13 protein-coding genes are annotated in these 18503 nt (G+C 58.1%); 9 read left to right on the top strand and 4 right to left on the bottom strand.

Annotated elements, in window-relative coordinates; all coding sequences use genetic code 11:
* Positions 1–11: 11 nt before the first annotated feature.
* From GRI35_RS04335 to mmsB, 4 genes are all read left to right on the top strand, one after another.
* A complete protein-coding gene (locus tag GRI35_RS04335; protein ID WP_160613035.1) occupies positions 12–1160 on the top strand; it encodes an acyl-CoA dehydrogenase family protein in 1149 nt (382 codons plus the stop codon).
* Entirely contained in the window at positions 1160–2209 is a 1050-nt protein-coding gene (locus tag GRI35_RS04330; RefSeq protein WP_160613034.1) for an enoyl-CoA hydratase/isomerase family protein, read from the top strand. The genes GRI35_RS04335 and GRI35_RS04330 overlap by 1 nt, the downstream gene beginning before the upstream one ends.
* 108 nt (positions 2210–2317) lie before the next feature.
* Complete coding sequence (locus tag GRI35_RS04325; RefSeq protein WP_160613033.1) at positions 2318–3100, top strand: enoyl-CoA hydratase-related protein; 783 nt, start codon at positions 2318–2320, stop codon at positions 3098–3100.
* Entirely contained in the window at positions 3084–3974 is an 891-nt protein-coding gene (gene mmsB, locus GRI35_RS04320) for a 3-hydroxyisobutyrate dehydrogenase (protein WP_290259009.1), read from the top strand. Before GRI35_RS04325 ends, mmsB begins: the two co-directional genes overlap by 17 nt.
* Here mmsB and GRI35_RS04315 read toward each other — a convergent pair.
* Together GRI35_RS04315 and GRI35_RS04310 are read right to left on the bottom strand one after the other, a co-directional pair.
* The gene (locus GRI35_RS04315) at positions 3958–4692 is read right to left on the bottom strand and encodes an Nmad3 family putative nucleotide modification protein (protein ID WP_160613031.1); all 735 of its coding nucleotides are present in this window, start codon (positions 4690–4692) and stop codon (positions 3958–3960) included. The two genes, mmsB and GRI35_RS04315, sit on opposite strands and share 17 nt — an antisense overlap.
* Before the next feature lie 12 nt (positions 4693–4704).
* Positions 4705–5661 (bottom strand): tetratricopeptide repeat protein, encoded by a 957-nt coding sequence (locus tag GRI35_RS04310; protein WP_235900133.1) that lies wholly within the window; start codon positions 5659–5661, stop codon positions 4705–4707.
* 115 nt (positions 5662–5776) lie between these two features.
* Here GRI35_RS04310 and GRI35_RS04305 point away from each other — a divergent pair, with 115 nt between their 5' ends.
* Genes GRI35_RS04305 through GRI35_RS04285 form a run of 5 tightly spaced genes read left to right on the top strand, consistent with a single transcriptional unit; the run spans position 5777 to position 12520 of the window.
* Positions 5777–8230 carry an NAD(P)-binding domain-containing protein gene (locus GRI35_RS04305; RefSeq protein ID WP_160613030.1) on the top strand — a complete coding sequence of 818 codons (2454 nt, stop codon included), beginning with the start codon at positions 5777–5779 and terminating at the stop codon, positions 8228–8230.
* Positions 8230–9090 (top strand): hypothetical protein, encoded by an 861-nt coding sequence (locus GRI35_RS04300; RefSeq protein ID WP_160613029.1) that lies wholly within the window; start codon positions 8230–8232, stop codon positions 9088–9090. The genes GRI35_RS04305 and GRI35_RS04300 overlap by 1 nt, the downstream gene beginning before the upstream one ends.
* A 10-nt stretch (positions 9091–9100) precedes the next feature.
* Positions 9101–10864: a cytochrome c3 family protein gene (locus GRI35_RS04295; protein ID WP_160613028.1), complete on the top strand. Its 1764-nt coding sequence runs from the start codon at positions 9101–9103 to the stop codon at positions 10862–10864.
* Positions 10865–10902: 38 nt separating this feature from the next.
* Complete coding sequence (locus GRI35_RS04290) at positions 10903–11754, top strand: phosphodiesterase (protein ID WP_160613027.1); 852 nt, start codon at positions 10903–10905, stop codon at positions 11752–11754.
* Positions 11755–11809: 55 nt separating this feature from the next.
* The gene (locus GRI35_RS04285; protein ID WP_160613026.1) at positions 11810–12520 is read left to right on the top strand and encodes a thermonuclease family protein; all 711 of its coding nucleotides are present in this window, start codon (positions 11810–11812) and stop codon (positions 12518–12520) included.
* Positions 12521–12571: 51 nt separating this feature from the next.
* Here GRI35_RS04285 and GRI35_RS04280 read toward each other — a convergent pair whose 3' ends face one another.
* Entirely contained in the window at positions 12572–16639 is a 4068-nt protein-coding gene (locus tag GRI35_RS04280) for a hypothetical protein (protein ID WP_160614749.1), read from the bottom strand.
* 5 nt (positions 16640–16644) lie between these two features.
* Complete coding sequence (locus tag GRI35_RS04275; RefSeq protein ID WP_290259010.1) at positions 16645–18417, bottom strand: hypothetical protein; 1773 nt, start codon at positions 18415–18417, stop codon at positions 16645–16647.
* Between the last annotated feature and the right edge of the window lie 86 nt (positions 18418–18503).

The following is an 18503-nucleotide window of genomic DNA, read 5'->3' as shown; positions in this document are numbered from 1 at the left end:
AACGGACCCTTATGACCAACCAATTCCAACTCAATGAAGACCAGCTTGCGATCCAGGAAATGGCGCAGCGTTTCACCGCCGATAATATCACACCCTTCGCCGCCGAATGGGATGAGAAGGCACACTTCCCGCGCGATGTCGTCCAACGAACCGGAGAGCTCGGCTTTGGCGCGATCTATGTGTCCGAAGAGTCAGGCGGTATCGCGCTGGGCCGGCTTGAAGCTGCGTTGATAATGGAAGCGATGGCCTATGGCTGCCCCGCGACCAGCGCCTATATCTCGATCCACAATATGGCAGCGTGGATGATCGACGCTTTTGGCGGGCAGGAGCTAAAAGATCGCTACCTTCCCGATCTTGTTACCATGGACAAAATTGCTAGCTACGCGCTGACCGAGCCGGGAAGCGGATCGGACGCCGCTGGCCTCAAGACCACCGCCAAGCTGGACGGCGATCACTATGTGCTGAACGGAACCAAGCAGTTTATCTCGGGCAGCGGGTTTAACGATGTCTATGTGGTGATGGTACGCACCAGCGAGCATAAGTCGAAGGGCATCACCTGCCTCGTGGTAGACAAGGACACGCCGGGCCTGACATTCGGCAAGCCGGAGAAGAAACTCGGCTGGAACGCCAGCCCGACTGCGCAACTGATCTTCGAAGATGCGAAAGTACCCGTCAGCAACCGCGTTGGCGACGAAGGAGAAGGCTTCCGTTTCGCGATGATGGGTCTCGATGGCGGACGGCTCAATATCGGCGCCTGCTCGCTTGGCGGCGCGCAGCGGTGTCTGGACGAGGCGATTGCCTACACCAAAGAGCGTAAGCAATTCGATACACCGATTGCCGACTTCCAGAACACCCAATTTATGCTCGCCGATATGGCAACCGAATTGGAGGCGGCACGCGCGTTGCTCTATCTTGCGGCCGCAAAAGTCACCGACAATGCGCCCGACAAATCGCGCTTCTCGGCCATGGCCAAGCGGCTCGCGACCGATAGCGGCAGCAATGTCGTAAACAATGCACTGCAACTGTTCGGCGGCTATGGCTATCTGCGCGAATATCCGATCGAGCGCTTTTGGCGCGATCTGCGCGTACACTCGATCCTCGAAGGCACCAATCAGGTCATGCGGATGATCGTGGGCCGCGATCTGCTGAGGCAGGGCTGATGACCGACCAAGTTCATATTCATAAACACGGCGCAGTCGGGCATATCTCACTGAACCGGCCAAAGGCGCTGCACGCGCTGACGCTCGATATGTGTCACGCGATGAGTGCGGCGCTCACCGAATGGGCGAATGATGATGCCATCGAAGCCGTCATCCTCGATCATGCGGAGGGACGCGGCTTCTGCGCGGGCGGAGATATCAATCTTCTGCGCAAATCGGCACTAGAAGACGGCGGCATTGCGGGTCGTAAGTTCTTTCATGACGAGTATCAGCTAAACCATCAGATGATGACCTATCCGAAGCCGATTGTGTGCTTCATGGACGGTATCACCATGGGCGGCGGCGTGGGCATTGCCCTGCCCGCAAAGTTCCGTGTCGCGACAGAGAACACACGCTTTGCGATGCCCGAAACAGGTATCGGCCTGTTCCCCGATGTGGGCGGCGGGTGGCATTTGTCACGTCTGGGCGGACGGCTCGGCCAGTTCCTTGCCCTTACCGGAGCGCGGCTTGATGGCGCGGAATGCCTCTGGGCAGGCCTTGCCACGCATTATCTACCAAGTGAAATGACTGCCGACGCCAAAGCGCGGATCATTGAAAAGCCGGACCGGATTAGCGGCGTATTGTCGGAAATGGTCGGCACCCCGCCCGAAGCGCGGATCGAAAAGAATGCCGACAAGATTGCCAAGCACTTCGCTTCCGATACGCTCGAAGACATTATCGCGAGCCTCGATGCGGACGATAGCGATTGGGCCGTGAAGGAACGCGACACGCTAGGCACCAAGAGCCCGCAGACGCAGAAGGTTGCGCTGCGCCAATTGGCCGAAAGCGCCAAGCTGACAGACTTCGCCGATAATATGCGAATGGAATACCGAATTGGATCGCGTGTGCTGCTGCGTCCCGATTTCGCCGAGGGCGTACGCGCTGTGATCATCGACAAAACGCATGATCCCAAGTGGAACCCCGCGACACCCGAAGGCGTGAGCGAGCAACTGATCGACAGCATCTTCGCACCGCTGCCAGAGAGTGAAGAGTGGGTGCCTTTGAGTTAGAGAATATACGGTTGCCTTCTTCGTCATTGCGAGCGAAGCGCGGCAATCCATGGAACTACGCAATGGATTGCCGCGTCGCCTGCGGCTCCTCGCAATGACGGAGAAACTATGAGCTACGAAACCATCACAGTCGAACAGCGCGATGCAGTTACGCTGATTACGCTCAATCGCCCCAAGTCACTGAATGCGCTTAACAGCCAGGTGCTCGACGATTTGATCGACGCATTCGGCAAGTTTGAGGCAGACGCCAGCCAGCGTTGCGCCGTCCTGACGGGATCGGGTGACAAGGCTTTTGCAGCGGGCGCTGACATCAAAGAGATGTCCGAGAAAGCCGCTGCGGATTTCTATCTCGACGACTTCTTCGGCAAATGGACCAGCGAGATCGTCAAGAAAGTCCGCAAACCGTGGATCGCAGCGGTCAACGGCTTTGCGCTGGGCGGCGGATGCGAACTGGCGATGATGGCAGACTTCATCATCGCTTCGGAGAACGCGAAATTCGGGCAACCTGAAATCAAACTGGGCGTTGCCCCAGGCATGGGCGGCAGCCAACGCCTGACTCGCGCCGTTGGCAAAGCCAAAGCTATGGAAATGTGCCTGACCGGCCGGATGATGGGCGCGGAAGAGGCCGAGCGCGCAAATCTGGTCGCGCGCGTTGTGCCGCAGGATGATCTGCTCGACGAAGCAATGAAAAGTGCCGCTCTGATTGCGGGCATGCCGCCGATGGCAGCCGTCGCCAACAAGGAAATGGTCAATGCCGCGTTTGAAACCGGCCTTGATCAAGGCATCATCTTCGAACGCCGCCTCTTCCAGATCCTGACCGCCAGCGAAGACAAGGCCGAGGGAATGGCGGCCTTTATCGAAAAGCGCGAAGGCAATTGGAAGGGTCGTTAACATGAAGATCGCCTTTATCGGACTGGGCAATATGGGCGGCGGAATGGCTGCTAATCTCGTCAAAGCGGGCCATGAGGTGAACGCTTTCGATCTGAGCAGCGATGCGCTCGATCTGGCCAAGGACAATGGCTGCTCGACCTTTATGGCTGCAAGCGAAGCGGTTCACAGCGTCGATGCGGTAGTCTCGATGCTTCCGAACGGGGCGATTGTGAAATCGGTCTATACGAAGGATGTGTTCGGCAATGCGCCCGCCGGAACCGTGTTTCTCGACTGCTCGACCATCGACGTTGCAACCGCGAAGGAAGTCGCTGGTGCCGCCACCCACGCGGGTTACGAAATGGTCGATGCGCCGGTTTCTGGCGGTATCGCGGCGGCAAATGGCGGCACGCTGACCTTTATGGTCGGCGGCACGACAAGCGCCTTCAGCCGCGCCGAACCGATCCTGCACGCCATGGGCAAAGCGGTGATTCACGCAGGCGATGCTGGTGCAGGCCAAACAGCGAAGATCTGCAACAATATGCTGCTCGCGGTGCATATGATCGGCACCTGTGAGGCAATGAAAATGGCCGAGAAACTCGGTCTTAATCCGCAAACTTTCTATGAGATCAGCAGCCAGTCTTCCGGTTATAATTGGTCCCTCAACGCCTATACCCCAATGCCCGGAGTGGGTGTCGAAAGCCCGGCTGACAACCAGTACCAAGGTGGCTTTGCGACAGCACTGATGCTCAAGGACCTGCGGCTGGCGATGGAAGCGGCGGATAATTCCGGCAGCGCTGTTCCGCTCAGTTCGCGCGCAGCCTCGTTATATGAGGATTACGATGCCGCCGGAAATGGCGGCTTGGATTTCTCGTCTATTATCAAGACCTACCGATAACGGCGATAATGTGATCCAGCCAATCGCGCGGGGCCTTGCGGCGCCCGATATCGGCGACGAATTCCTGCCCGCGCGCGACACTTCGTAACTTCCCCCCGCGTATCCAGCGATCTGCGCGATCATGATAGGATAGCCCGCCGCGCATCAGCCAATCCGGGCGGTTCCACAGGCTGGGCGGGCCATCCGGCACTGTCAAACGCAGCTCTGTATCATTGGCTTTCGCGGTATCGCCGCGTCCGATGTAAATCATATCGTTCTTGCTATGCATCCCCAGCGCGTGGGGATGGCCCATCGCGGCTAGTTCCGCGCGGCGATCATCATCACAGAAAACAAGGTCAACGATTTCCTCGACCACTTGATAGCCGAATATCCGGTGGTGCGGTTCGCCCGTTGCTTCTTCACGAAACAGCCCGAAGAATACGAACACGTCGCCTACACCGACCCCCTGGTTAGCCAGATGCGTTTGCGCCGCGGCATGCTGGCCAAACAAGCACATGCCGTCAGCCCGAAACATCGGATCATGATGGCAAAAGTCCGTCGCGCCCAGCTTTCCGCGACTGGCCACCTTAACATGTTCGCCAAGCCCGAGATCGCCATACGTAGTGACCGAATGCCCTGCACTCGGGATTGGCAGACTAATCGGGCAACCATCTACAATGGGCGAAGCACCGCCGCCCGCTGCACTATCAAAGCCCTTGCGGCTGAAGATGATTTTCATGTGAAAGGTATGCTATTCAATGCGAAGCGCGGCCGCTTCCTTGCGCAGCCGAGACGCATCACCGGGATTGCCCGCAATCGCATCTTTCAACGCTTGGCTCGCTTTGTCAGGTTCCCCCAATGTCATGCGGCTGCGCATAAGCATCACCCACCCATCAGGATTGGCCGGGTTCGCGCGCAGCTTCGCATCGAGGCTTTCGACCATGCTCACTGCCATATCGCGCTGCTCACCCGGAGCAATCGCACCGGCGGCAGCGATCTGCTCCCAGCTCGGTCCGGGTATCGCGTTGCCAGCAGTGAGCGCTTGCGCGGGAGGCGCTGCGGGGCGCTGCTTGTTCGCTGCGGCAATCCGCGCTGCCACTTCAATATTGTTGATTTTGCCGATCTGTTCGATAGTCTGACGCAGATTGTTCTCCCACGGCGCGCCCGGCGGGGTATCTTCCAGCAGTGCCAACCAATCGGTGATCGCCCCCTCGTGATCCCTCGCCAGATCCTTCTTTACCGCGAGAAAATAGCGCGCCCGGGCATCGGTCGGGTCAAGTTCGAGAGCCTTCTCAAATGCACTCACCGCATTTGCGGGCATTTCAGAAGAGTCAGTTGCCATCAATCGCGCCTCACCCAGCGATGACCACAGGACCGCATTCTCCTTGTCGCCTTCGACAGCCTGACGATACGCGCGCGCCGCCTCTTCATATTGCTCTGTTTGGTAGTAGGCGAAACCAAGTTCCTGCCATGGCCCGGGATTAAGCGGATCAGCCTCTGCAGCTGTTTTCAGCGCCTCGATAGTCGGAGGGAATGCTGCTTCCACAACCACTGGAACTGTGTGGTCCGCGCCATCGGCCAGCATACGATACGCCACCGCACCGCCTGCCAACACGAGCGCTGCGATCAGGACAATGATGCTGACGCGCGACATGCCGCTTTCGCTGGAAGTTTCGGCGGCCGCGCTGGATTCGGTTTTCTCTGTCATTGCGGGTGGCTAGCAGCGCGGAATTTAGCGGGCAATTGTTACTGGTGATTTGTCGTGATTTGCCTATTATCGCAGCCGGACGATGATAGGGTCGCACTTGTCATCGGGGGGATGGATGTCGGAGAAATACCGCGTAGTGATTGTCGGATCGGGGCCAGCGGGCCTCTCGGCGGCTGCGCGTGCGGCCGAGCTGGGCATGCCGCATATCCTGATCGAGAAGACCGATCACCTGTCCGATACGATTTTCAAGTACCAGAAGGGCAAGCATGTGATGGCGACGCCCAGCAATCTGGTGCTGCGCAGCGACATCGACTTCGAGGCTGGCAAGCGCGAACATATTCTGGGCACATGGGATGCCCAGATTGAAGAGCACAAAGTCAATGTGCGGCTCAATTCCGAAGTCACCGCGATCACTGGCGAGACCGGTAATTTTACGATTGAGCTGAAAGGCGGCGACACTATTCAAGCCGAGGCCGTGGTTATGGCCATCGGCACCCAAGGCAACCCGAACAAGCTGCGCTGTCCCGGTTCTGATCTGCCCTTGATCCAGTATCAGTTGGATGATCCAGGTGAATATTTCGACGAGCATATAACGGTTGTCGGTTCGGGCGATGCGGGGATCGAGAACGCATTGGGCCTCGCCGCTGATCCGGCGCAGCGCAACACAGTGTCGATCCTCAACCGGCGCGCTGAATTTGCTCGCGCCAAACCCGCCAATGTCGCCTTGCTGGAGGAAGCTGAGCGCGAGGGCCGCATTGCCGTCCGCCGCGAAACCAACCCGAGCGAAGTGCGCGACAACGAGCTGGTCTTGGAAACGCGTGACGGCACCGAAACGATCAGATGCGACCGAATTATCGCGCGGACCGGCTCCCAGCCTCCACGCGGTTTCGTTGAGGGCTGCGGGATTGAATTCACCAGCGAAGAACGCAGCGCCTTTCCCAAGTTGACGCCAAGCTTCGAGACAACAAAGAACGGCATTCATGTGATCGGTGCGTTAGCGGGATATCCGCTCATCAAGCACTGCATGAACCAGGGCTATGACGTGATCGAATTCCTGAACGGGAACCACGATCTCAAGCCAGCGGATGAACCCATTCTTGCCGAAAAATTTGCTGCGCTGCCGGGCAACCGCAGCGTCGATGAATGGTTGGAGATATTCCGCGCGAATATCGTAATCCTGAACGAGCTCTCTCCGCTGCAAATGCGTGAGCTAATGCTCGATAGCGATGTTGCAGCCTTTGACAGTAATGATGTGATTTTCGTCCGCAATGATCCGGGATCATCGATGTTCTGCATCGCCGAAGGGTCAGTGCTGGTCGAGGTCAATCCGGACGATAGCTCCATCACAGTACCGATCGAGCAAGGCTCCATTTTTGGCGAAGTTGGCCTAATTTCCGGTCGCCGCCGGGGCTCGACTATTCGCGCTGCCGAACCAACCGTGACGCTCGAACTTTCACGCACCGCCGCTCTTAAACTGATCGCAACAGTCCCGAGCGCTGGCCGCGCGGTCAATCGCATCACTATTGAGCGGCAATTGCTGCAAATGTTTGGCTCGGGCCTGACCAAAGAGGACGTTTCCGAGCTGGTTGAAGCCGCCGAAGTGGTCGAAATCCGCGCAGGCCAGAATGTCGTCGAAGAAGGCGGCGATGACAAAGACATCTTCGTGATCCAGCAAGGCTCGATGATCGTCGAGAAAAACCTCGGCGGCAAACCGATCTTCCTCTCCTACCTGCCTGCAGGCTCCTATTTCGGCGAAATGGCGGTCATCGACGGCAGCCCACGTACCGCCACGGTAAAAGCTGCAATCAAATCCGAAGTCGTCAAATTACCCGGTGACACGTTCCTGCGTCTGATGGAGAAGAACCCTGCACTGCGCGAACGCGCGCTCAGCGACATGGCATCGCGGCGGCAGGTCAACTCCTTCGTCGAAGAGCGCAAGGAAAGCTTCAGCAGCGCGGTCGATATGTATTCAGAAACCGCCAAGTTCCTCGTCGATAACGGCATTGGCGAGGCGACCGACGTCCTGCTGATCGATGAAACACTGTGCGTCGGCTGTGACAATTGCGAGAAAGCCTGCGCCGACAGCCATGAAGGCCTGAGCCGCCTCGACCGCGAGGCTGGGCGTACATACGCGCATCTTCATGTCCCAACATCGTGCCGCCACTGCGAGCACCCGCATTGCATGGCCGATTGCCCGCCCAACGCGATCAAGCGCGGCCCAGATGGCGAAGTGTTCATCGACGAAACCTGCATCGGATGCGGCAATTGTCAGCGCAATTGTCCCTATGGCGTGATCCGGATGGACGCCAAGCCGCCCAAGAAGCCGTCGCTTCTGTCATGGCTGCTATTTGGCGCAGGCCCCGGTCCGGGTGAGGCAAGCTATAGCTGGCGCAAAAAAACCGCAGACAAAAAAGGCCTCGAGCAGGCCAAGCAAGCGATTAAATGCGATATGTGCGCAGGGATTGATGGCGGCCCGGCCTGCGTGCGAGCTTGCCCAACCGGCGCAGCAATTCGCGTGGCGCCTGAAAAATTCCTGACTTTCACCAAATTGGCTGAGGATGTCGACTGATGGCCTCCAGCGCAAACTTTGAACGCGCCGAGCAGCGCCGCGATACCGATCATGAGAGCTTCCTCAGCCACAAACGAATGCGCTGGCTGAAAGTCTCGGTCGTTTTGTGCCTGATTGTGATCGTTTCTTACTTCCTCGTCGATGTGGAACCGCGCCATAATGGCGGAACATGGTACGGTTATACGCTGGGCACGATCGGGGCGTTGCTGATCGTTTGGCTCTCGCTGTTGGGCATCCGAAAACGCAATATGAGCCCGGGCCGGTGGAGCCTGAAGGCGTGGACCAGCGCGCATGTCTATCTCGGCCTCGCGCTCATTGTAATCGGAACGATGCACACCGGCTTCCAGCTTGGCTGGAATGTCCATACGCTTGCCTGGGCGTTGATGATGCTGGTGGTGGTGTCCGGCATTTACGGCATTTCTGTCTATGCGACGCTGCCGCGCTCGCTCAGCAATAATGCGCGCGAGATGACGCGCGGTCAGATGGTGGAAGCGCTGGCGGCTATCGACCGTCAATTGGAAACTGCTGCACAACCGCTTGGCCGGAGCGAGGCAGATGCGGTGATCGATGCGCTGAAACAGGACGTGTTCAAAGCGGGTTTCCTGGCACGCTTGACCGGCACTTATCCGCGCTGCGCCACCGCCCGGGCGCAACACGCCTTTCCACCCGGGTCGATCAACAAGAAGGAAGAAAAAGTCGCGGCCCTGCTCGGGCGCCGCAAATCACAGCTCGGCCAAATCCGCCGCCACATGCGCTACCGTGCGCTGCTCGAAGTGTGGCTGTTCATCCATATACCCGCAACGATTGCGCTGATTGCTGCCCTTGCCGCGCATATCGTCAGCGTGTTCTATTATTGGTGAGGGGCGGAATATGACTTTTCTGATCCGCACCATCGATTTTACCGCCAGCGGGCGCGAGATTGTCCGTGACCGCGAAGTGGATCAAAGCAGCCTGACCATCGGGCGCGCGGCTGAAAGCGATATCCACCTGCCCGATCTGGCGGTGGAACAGAACCACGCAACGCTGACCAGCCAGGACGATGGGACGATTCTCGCACAGGCGGCCGGCACACTCGGCTTTACCCATGACGGAAAGACAACGACTTCGACCAGCTTTGATCCCGCGAAGGGCGCCGAGCTTGGTTTCGGGTGCTACCGCTTAGCCTTTTCACGCGACCCCGATGCTCCGGCATCGATCACCATTAGCAAGGCGGCGGAGCATTCCGAAGATGTCGACGACGTCAAAGGCTTCGCACTCGCTTCCGCCCTGCCCAGCAAGCGCGCGATGGCATGGGTCGGGCTTGGCATAATCCTGTTCGCGTTCCTGATCGTGCCGATTTACACGCACCTCAACCGTGATCCGGCAAAGCCCGATTACGACCGCACCGGTCAGACAATGATGGATACCAGCTGGAGCACCGGTGCGCTCAGCCTCGCCCACCACGGGCTGGAGGACAATTGCGAGGCTTGTCACGTGAAGCCATTTGAGTCGGTCCGCGATGAAACTTGCCTGACCTGCCACGAGGCGATTGGCGACCATGCCAAGATCGACCGTCAGCTTACCGGACGCGGTCCAATGTCGGCGGGAGACGAGTTCCAATGGAAAGTCGCGGGCATGTTCGGCAAGGAAGGGCCCGGCTCATGCAGCACCTGTCATACCGAGCACGAAGGCGCAGGCCGGATGGAACCAACCGCCCAGCAATTCTGCGCCGAATGCCATGACGGGATGGATGCCCGGCTTACCGATACCAAGCTGGCGAATGCCGCCGACTTTGGCGATGCCCACCCGCAGTTCAAGGCGATCTACCACCCGCAATTGGGCAGCGAAGAGACCGCGCGGATATCGCTCGCCGACACGCCCCAAGAACAACACGGCCTGAAATTCCCTCATGAAATGCACATGAACACGCGCGGCGGTGTCGCCCGGATGGCGCGCAATATCGGTGCCAAGCAAGGTTATGGTAATTCGCTGGTCTGCGCCGATTGCCACACACCAACATCCGACAAGGAAGGCTTCCTGCCGGTCAAAATGGAGGACGATTGCGAGAGCTGTCACAGCCTTGTCTATGACCGCGTCGGCACAACGTTCCGCTCGCTGCGCCATGGCGATATCGACCAGATGCGTGCCGACCTGCGCGCAATGGACCGCGCACCGCGCCGCTCGGCAGCACCCGCTGGTCGCAAGCGTCCGGGCGAGTATGCGCGCGGCGGGCTTTACTATCAGAACTTCGGGCGGCCAGCGCGATCCTACATCGCAATCAACCGCGCACTCGCCAAGGACGGGGTTTGTGGAGAATGCCACATCCCCACGACCCGCAATGGCAAAGCCGATGTGATGCCGGTGCATCTGCGTGAAAACTATCTGCTCAATGGTTGGTTCGACCACAAGGAGCATGAACAGGAAGAATGCAGCACGTGTCACAAGGCCGAGACATCCAAGACTTCAGAGGATTTGCTGTTGCCGGGTATCGCCGTGTGCCGCGATTGCCATCTGGGACAGGACGAGAAACAGGCGGAAGTGCCGTCAAGCTGTGCGATGTGCCACTCCTACCATCCGAAAGGCGCAAACTTGCCGGATGAGAAGAAAACGCCCACACAAGACACAGTCGCGCTGATGAGCCGGAAGCCGGAGTAGCGCGCATTGGGGGGACACAACATCTCGGAGGGGGCACGATGCTGATAGCGCAGATGACCGATATCCATATCGGCTTCGACCCGGCAGCCAAGCCCGAGGAGCTAAACCGAATTCGCTTCCGCGCCACGCTCGACCGACTGCTCAATGGCCCTAATAACGCCGATATGCTGGTACTAACCGGCGATCTGACCGACCACGGCGACACAGGCAGTTTCGAGAAAACCGCAGCCCTGCTCGAAGCCTGCCCGATGCCGGTCTATTCGATTGTCGGCAATCACGATACGCGCGAGGGGCTATTGCACGCTTTCCCGGATACGCCGGTCGATGCGGATGGCTTTATCCAATATGCGGTCGAACAAGACGGGCTGCGCATCTTGATGCTCGATACGCTGGAGATCGGACGGCATGGCGGCGCCTTCTGCGAGAAACGCGCGGCATGGTTAAGCGCAGAACTTAACGCGCACCCTGACACGCCTACGTTGATCTTCATGCACCACCCGCCGGTCGTATCCGGCATCGGCTGGATGGACCCCGGCCCGGGCGAACCATGGATGCTGCGCTTTGCCGAAGCGATCCGCGGCCATAACCAGATCCGAGCAATCCATTGCGGCCATCTGCACCGCCAGATCAACGCCACGGTCGAAGGTAAGCTGCTCAGCGTTACTCCGTCGGTCGCACCGCTGGTAGCGATGGACCTTCGCCCGATTGATCCCGAAACACCCGACAACCGCGATCTGATCACCACCGAGTCCCCGACCTACGCCCTCCACCGCTGGGAAAATGGCGAGTTGGTCACCCACTACGAACGCGTATGGGACTGGCAAGTACTCGCTAAGTATGATGCGAACCTGCAAGGTATGATCAAAGAGATGTTTGCCGAGCGGGAGTAGATACCTCTTAGTAACCAATAGCAGTCATGCTCCGTCTGAAATCGACGAGGTGCATATGATTGTTGTTCGTATTGTTTTTTCTTCCGCGCTCCTGATCGCTGCTCCACTTGCCGCCACTGAGCAAGTAACTCAAGGGCTTGCAAATGCAGTCGATGGTGACAGCTTGGACTTCTCTGGCACAAAGATCCACCTTTTCGGAATTGATGCGCCCGAAAATTCGCAAACATGCTCAGATGCAGGAGCCGATTGGAAATGCGGTGAGGAAGCCAAAAAACTTCTGGATGAATTGACCCAAGGGCATCGAGTTAAATGTCGCGCACTACAGTTCGGCAGTAATGGTGAAGCAATCGCGACATGTAGCCGTGATGGTCTGGATCTAGGCCTGGCTATGATTGAGGCCGGGCTTGCGGTTACCGTTAAGGACAGTCCCGCGACATATGTCGAAGCGGAAGCACTGAGGAAAAAGCATAAGATGGGTCTGTGGGCATCAGAATTCCAGTCGCCGGCAGATTGGCGAACAGCCAATATTCAAACTACCGAGCCGACTGCCACAGCACCCTCGCCCGCCACTCGGCCGCAAAACCCGCCTGTCGAGCAGATCTACCGGAACAAGTTCGGCTGTGCGATCAAAGGCAACAGAAATCGAAGGGGACAATGGATTTACCACCTTCCTGGCCGCCCCTATTATGATCAGACGAGACCCGAAGAATTGTTCTGCACCGAGTCTGAAGCCCAAAGAGCGGGCTATCGCAGATCAAAGGCTTGATCCGGGAGGAGAGCAAACCTTCGCATCAAGCCTTCACAAAATGACGCAGCGTTACTGCCCCATCACCGGCGCATTCGGACTCAACCGCCCACCAACCCAAGCGCTCATATCGGGCTCGTCCCGCACCTTCCACGGCACGCCGCCGCCGGTCAGGAACAGGCGTTCCATTTCTTCGCGGGTGAAGGGGCGTGAGCCTAAGCGGCCGAACACCGCCATCTGTCCGCCGGTCTCATCGACTGCGCGGTCGCGGTCCAGCCCTTTGGAAAGCGATATCGCAGGCGACTTGGTCTTTGCCCATGCGACCAGTTCCGGCATCGGTGCTGGGCTGAACCCGTAGAAATTGGGCTGGCTGTCGGGCGATGTCAGTTGCAGCACTTTCATCCCGTTCACGCCATCCGCGACATAGGCAAACAGAGACGCATTGGTTGATCCGACGATCACATCCTCGGCATCATTCAGCGTACCGCCCAGCGTTTCCTTCTTATAGATTTTCGGTGCCATCGGCCTCGTAATATCGACGATCACCAGACCGTCCTGCTTCGCCGCGACATAGGCATAGGTCCGCGCGAGATAGACCCGCTGCGCATTGGCGAGCAGCACCGTGCCTTCTGGTCGCAGTACAGGATTACGCAGATTAGTCACATCGAACAGCTTCACGCCCTCTGCATCGGTGACCCACAGATAACGGAACTGGATCGCGGAGGCGCGTGCATCGTTCATCTCGCGAACTGCCGCAATTTGCGGGTTCTTGGGATCGGCCAGATCCACCGCAACCAAGCCGCGATCAGAGGTGATATAGGCAATCTCGCCCGCGAGATGCACATGCCGCGCTCCGGTCAGCACGCCGCCCTCGTTCCATGCTTTCGAACCATCGGCGAATGTCAGACGGCTCAGCTTGTTATTGCGAAACTCGCCATCGGCCATAGTGTTGACGTTAACGAGGATCAGACCCTCGACCGCGTCGGTCACAACCGCATATTCGTAGATCGGCAGGAACGGCTGCTCCTCATTCATCTCACGCATTTGCGGTGTGTTGCGCAGCGGATTGATCGGCTGATTGGTGGCGAGCGCCATGCAAGTCGCGTTCTTGGAACTCACATGCGTGTCATGGCCAAGACTGCTGAACGGCGCAGTGATGATCCGCTCCGATATGCCTTTGTTGCCGATGGAGGCGATATCGTAGACGCGGAAACCGCCCTTGCCCTCTGCCACGAACATATATTCGCCGCGCATTTGCAAGCAACCGACACGGTCGCTCGTGCCCTCATGCACATTGGCGAACTCTTCGAACGGTTTGGTCTCGCCGGAAAGGTCCGCATCGAAAGCTTCCCCGCGCACCCAATCTTTGAGCTCGCGCCCATTATCGTCGACGAATTGCTTGTAATAATCGGGGTAGGCATATTTGTGCAGATAGGATCCGAGCACAGCTTGCGGCTCGTCCCACTCGGTGACGCGCACGGCCTCGAACCCGCCTTCCAGGCCAGTCCACGCATTCATCCCGACGAAGTTCACATAATTCGTGCCGAGCAGCAGCAGCTGCGACATGATCGCATTGTTATCGTCCGCCTCGGACAAATGACAATCGGAGCACTGCTTGGTTTCTGTCATCCGCACCGTATGCGGGAAATGCGGCGCGAAGGCCTGGCTGCTGAAGCCAATCGCAGAGATCGGCGGTTGCTGCACATAGATGCGTTCGCGGTTGATATTGGTCGATGACAGAACCAGCGCCGAAGTAGAGCGAACCGGTGCGATCTGGTTGCCCTTTGTGGTCTGGTGCTTGCCGAGTTGGAACATCTGGTCGCGCGCAACCTGCGGATTATACGTCGCGAAATTGCGTGTTTCGCCGTTCTCGTAATGGTGATCTTCGGTCTTCCAGTTCGCTTCAATCGGCAAGTGACAGCCGCCGCAGCTTGTCGTCCAACTCAGGTGGCAGGTAAAGCAGGCCATCTCTTCATCGTCATGCGCGCGGTCGCCCGCTGCAATGCCTGTGCCAAATTCAAACTTGCCCGTTTCCGCGCCAGCTTTCGACATCAGCTTTGCGCGGGCCGATTTGGCGTTGAAATGAGGAGACGTGTTGTCGACGCTGTCCTTAGTCAGGCTGACCGTCCATTCAAGCGATGGGTCGACAATCGAGCGCTGCGTCAATGTGCGCTGGCCCAGATTGTCATAGGTCCATTCAAAGCGGCGCTTGCCATCGGGGTTGCGGAGCAGCGACAGATCACTGCCCTTGGGCGGCGCAGCGGGGCCGCTGGTGCGCAAGGTTGGATAAGCATCTGCCGTGCCGTGGCAATCCTTACAACCGATCTCGATCGCATTGGCGACTTCGCCATAGATCATGCCATTGCCGTGGCTGTCCTGCGCATAATGGCAATCGGCGCATTGCATCCCGACTTCGGCGTGGATGCTCATCAAATGCACCGCTTTGCCCGGGTTGACGCCGGGTTCGACGAACTTGCCCTCACCTTCCTTGCGCCATTTCTCCGGATCGTCATTGGCGACGATATTATTGTCTTTATCGAGCAGATTGCCTTCTCGGTCGCGCTTGAAAATACCGCGGAAATTCCACCCGTGGCCATGATAATCGGCGAATTGCGTGTCCTTCAAATCCTTGTTCAGATCATACAGATTGCGCGTGAAATCGAGATCGGCCCATTTGCCCTTGGGTGAGGCGCCCTCCGGGTTGCGCTCCAGAACTTTGTGGACTTCTTCAGCGGTCGGATATTTCTGCTTCTCCGGCCACATGGCGGGCGCATCGGATTCGTAATCCCACATCGTGTAACCGAGATAGCTGTTCAGGAAAATATTGGGCTGGTGCATGTGGCAATTCATGCATTGCGCGGTCGGGATGGAGCGCGTGAAGACGTGCTGGAGCGGATGCCCCTTCTCCTTCATTGGCGCTTTCTGGCCGTGGCCATCTTCGGAATGATCCTCGCCGGGCTGTTTGACGCCCGCATGACCTTTGCTTTCGCCATATTTGTCGTGCTCCGGTTCCATCTTTTTCGCGATGGTCGGATCGACGGTAATTGTCTGCCCGTCGCGCCCGTATTTAGCGTAGATTGAGCTGTGACGCGGTTCGCGGTCATTGGCATAGACAACATGGCACGATGCGCAGCCCGAATGGCGGTAGTCACCAGGCTGATCATTGGTCCCCATAAACCACATAAACGGATCGTTGAGCCGTGTTTTGTGAATGTTGAGCACCGGAATCGCAACGCGCAAACCAGTGCCCATCCCGCGATTGCTTTGCTTCAGATCAGGCCGTCCGGGCTCTTCGAGGCGCTGGATCGACCCAGTCGGGTTAGGCAAGCCAATCTCTGGGAATTGCGAGTTGATCGTCCGCCCGCCGCGTTCGAACACGCGGAACACATCACCCGGGGGGATCACTTGCCATGTTGGCAATGGATAGAGTTCTGCCAGTGCGCCGCGCTTCTTCTGGTTTTCAGTCAAAGTGCCAGGAGGCGCGCCGGGTGAGACCAGTTTCGCTGGCTTTCCGTCGCGGGTAAATGCCTCGCCGAAGATATAATTCTTATAAGGCGCGATGCCGTTATTATACGATGCTCCGCCCCACAGCATTGCACCTGTTGCCATGATAGACCGCTCGCCTGCCTCGATCACGTCGAGGTGACACGCTCCGCAGGCCTCGCGCGCCACACGGTAATCGCTGGGGTTTACGAATTTGACGAACTCGGGCGATTCCTTGTTGAGCAGCGTGTAAGTGCGCTTCGGATTGGCCGATGACGGATAGTGCCAGCTGCTGGGGTATTTCGGCAGAACATGCGCTTTTTCGCGCGCCGCAACGTAAGCCGGATCGTCATGCTCCAGCTCGCTATTGCCCTGCACTTTCGGGTTGCCGCCATGGCAATCGACACAGCCAAGCCGCACCGCAGGAGTGGTGTGCATGGTCGGCGCGTCGGTCTGCGTATGGCAGGAATAGCAGCCGTCCGATTTCGCCATCATCTCGTCGAGCGTCTGTCGCGCGGGTGCGGGCGCGGCGATCACCGCGCTATAGTCACGCTTGACCGGCTTTTCGCCCGATGCTGCCTGCGTTTGATTGCCGCCGAACAGCATTGCAATCCCGGCTAGCAGGAATGCGGACATCAGGGTCAAAAGGCGGATCATACGCATCAGTAGGTCAAGATCACATTAGCGAGCACGGAATAGTAGGTTCCGGTATTGCCCAGATTGTCGAACAGATCATCGAAGCCTTTGCCGGATATCAGCGCCGCGCCGGAGAGGCGGAACACAACGTTCTGTATCGCGCTCGGCCGCCAGATTGCAGCAGCAGAAAGATCGAAGCCAATCTCCTTGGGAATGCTGCCCTCATTCCGCAAAGCTTCCAGCGAGGAAGTGTTCTCGAACCACAGATGATTGGCATTGGCCGAGAGACGAAACTCGGGCGTCAGATCGAAATCCGCGCCAGCGCCGACAAGCACGAGGCCGGGATTGTTAAAGTTCGACTGGCCCTGCTCTTTGGAGGGACGCAGCGAGTTCAATAGTCCGTTGCGATTATTGACCGAAACTGCACGCCCGCCACCGGCAAAGGGTATCGTCTGGCGTATCCAGTAGGAGGTATCGGCACCCGCAAAGATCGGATTCTCGAATACTGCATCATAGCCGCCCTCGACATCGTCATAGGGATCGTCATCGCCGCTGGCATAGGCACCCGATAGGCGGAAGCGGGCCCAATCGCGGTCGTAACTTAGTTCTGCCGCTGCAAAGAAGGCGCGGATATCAGCGGGGCGGTCGGTGAAAAAGCTGTTCCGGTCCTCGCCAAACACACCATAGGCGCTGGCGGTGATATTGATCCGGCCCACGCGGCCATCAGCATTATAGCCGACATAGAACGCATCATATTCGCGCCCGCGCAGCGTGCCGAGCAAAGCCGGACGAACAGGGAAGCCATTGTCGTCGATCTGGATGTCGTCGGCTTCGCGATTGCGATTGTAGGCGACAGTAATCTGGCTGGTCAGCGCCGGGATCAGGAAATCCTGCCGATACGCATTGGCGATAAACAGGAAGTCATCGCGCGGCGTCTGGGTGACCGCATTCAGCCCGCTATTGGTGTCTTTCTCCAGCCGCCAGAACGCCGCGACATTATACTGGAACCGGTTGTTATCACGCGTCCCGAAGAAGCGCAGGCCAAGCTGCTGATCCTGAAACAGGAAGCCGCGAAAATCCGCCTGAAACGGCTGGATACCGATACGGAAGCTGTCGAAATCATACCGGTCAGACGTATTGCGGATGTGATAGTCGAAAAACAACTCCTGCACGCCAACGAAATAGTCCGTCCGGCTGCTGCCATTGCTCGGCTCGACAAACAGCACGCGTTTCTCGGGCACATCGACATGGTTGATGTTGAACGCCAGAGTCGCGCGGTATTCAACATCCGGCGGCTTATACGCAGTATTACCTTTGAGCAGCGCAAAGCCGGTCAGGAAAGTTTGCGACAGAACCAGACTGCCTTCATTGCCGAACACGTCTAGGCGATCTGGATCTTCTGTCGTCTGAACGCCCACCGGAATCGGGAAGGTGCGCGGCTCAACCACGGTGTCGCTGATCGCATTGGCGACGAAGAACCAATCATCGCCGTTGATCGGCAACCATGGAACCTTGTCCCGATTGATCGGGCGATCACCTTTATAGGTGTTCTGGTTATAGGGATCCCACCATTTTTCTTTCACCAGCCCGAGCGATTCAATCAACCGCCAGCGGTCGGGGATCGGTAGCTGATCTGCCGGAAAAGCTTCAGGAGGAGGCGCGCGGAAAGCGCCTTCATTGGTCTGGTCGATCTTCTCGGGCAGTTCGCCCGTCACACCGGGGCGACGGCGGCCATCAATGGACTCGTTGTCCACTGGAGGCGGCTCCGGTGGTTCGACTTCGACCTGCTCCGTCGTGATTTCATCCGGTTCGGCCTTATGCGGTACCTGCCGCGTTTCTGCGGGCTGTGTAGCCTGCAAAATCAAGGGAAGGGCGAAAGCGACGC

The sequence above is a fragment of the Pontixanthobacter aestiaquae genome (assembly GCF_009827455.1).
In the GTDB taxonomy this organism is placed as follows: domain Bacteria; phylum Pseudomonadota; class Alphaproteobacteria; order Sphingomonadales; family Sphingomonadaceae; genus Pontixanthobacter; species Pontixanthobacter aestiaquae.
This window is presented reverse-complemented; position numbering and strand designations above follow the sequence as displayed.

What these genes read in the sequence shown, in the direction of transcription:
- GRI35_RS04315 (WP_160613031.1), bottom strand. Translation starts at nt 4,692, where the DNA reads ATGAAAATCATCTTCAGCCGCAAGGGCTTTGATAGTGCAGCGGGCGGC.
- GRI35_RS04310 (WP_235900133.1), bottom strand. Translation starts at nt 5,661, where the DNA reads ATGACAGAGAAAACCGAATCCAGCGCGGCCGCCGAAACTTCCAGCGAA.
- GRI35_RS04305 (WP_160613030.1), top strand. Translation starts at nt 5,777, where the DNA reads ATGTCGGAGAAATACCGCGTAGTGATTGTCGGATCGGGGCCAGCGGGC.
- GRI35_RS04280 (WP_160614749.1), bottom strand. Translation starts at nt 16,639, where the DNA reads ATGATCCGCCTTTTGACCCTGATGTCCGCATTCCTGCTAGCCGGGATT.
- GRI35_RS04335 (WP_160613035.1), top strand. Translation starts at nt 12, where the DNA reads ATGACCAACCAATTCCAACTCAATGAAGACCAGCTTGCGATCCAGGAA.
- GRI35_RS04330 (WP_160613034.1), top strand. Translation starts at nt 1,160, where the DNA reads ATGACCGACCAAGTTCATATTCATAAACACGGCGCAGTCGGGCATATC.
- GRI35_RS04295 (WP_160613028.1), top strand. Translation starts at nt 9,101, where the DNA reads ATGACTTTTCTGATCCGCACCATCGATTTTACCGCCAGCGGGCGCGAG.
- GRI35_RS04325 (WP_160613033.1), top strand. Translation starts at nt 2,318, where the DNA reads ATGAGCTACGAAACCATCACAGTCGAACAGCGCGATGCAGTTACGCTG.
- GRI35_RS04290 (WP_160613027.1), top strand. Translation starts at nt 10,903, where the DNA reads ATGCTGATAGCGCAGATGACCGATATCCATATCGGCTTCGACCCGGCA.
- GRI35_RS04285 (WP_160613026.1), top strand. Translation starts at nt 11,810, where the DNA reads ATGATTGTTGTTCGTATTGTTTTTTCTTCCGCGCTCCTGATCGCTGCT.
- GRI35_RS04300 (WP_160613029.1), top strand. Translation starts at nt 8,230, where the DNA reads ATGGCCTCCAGCGCAAACTTTGAACGCGCCGAGCAGCGCCGCGATACC.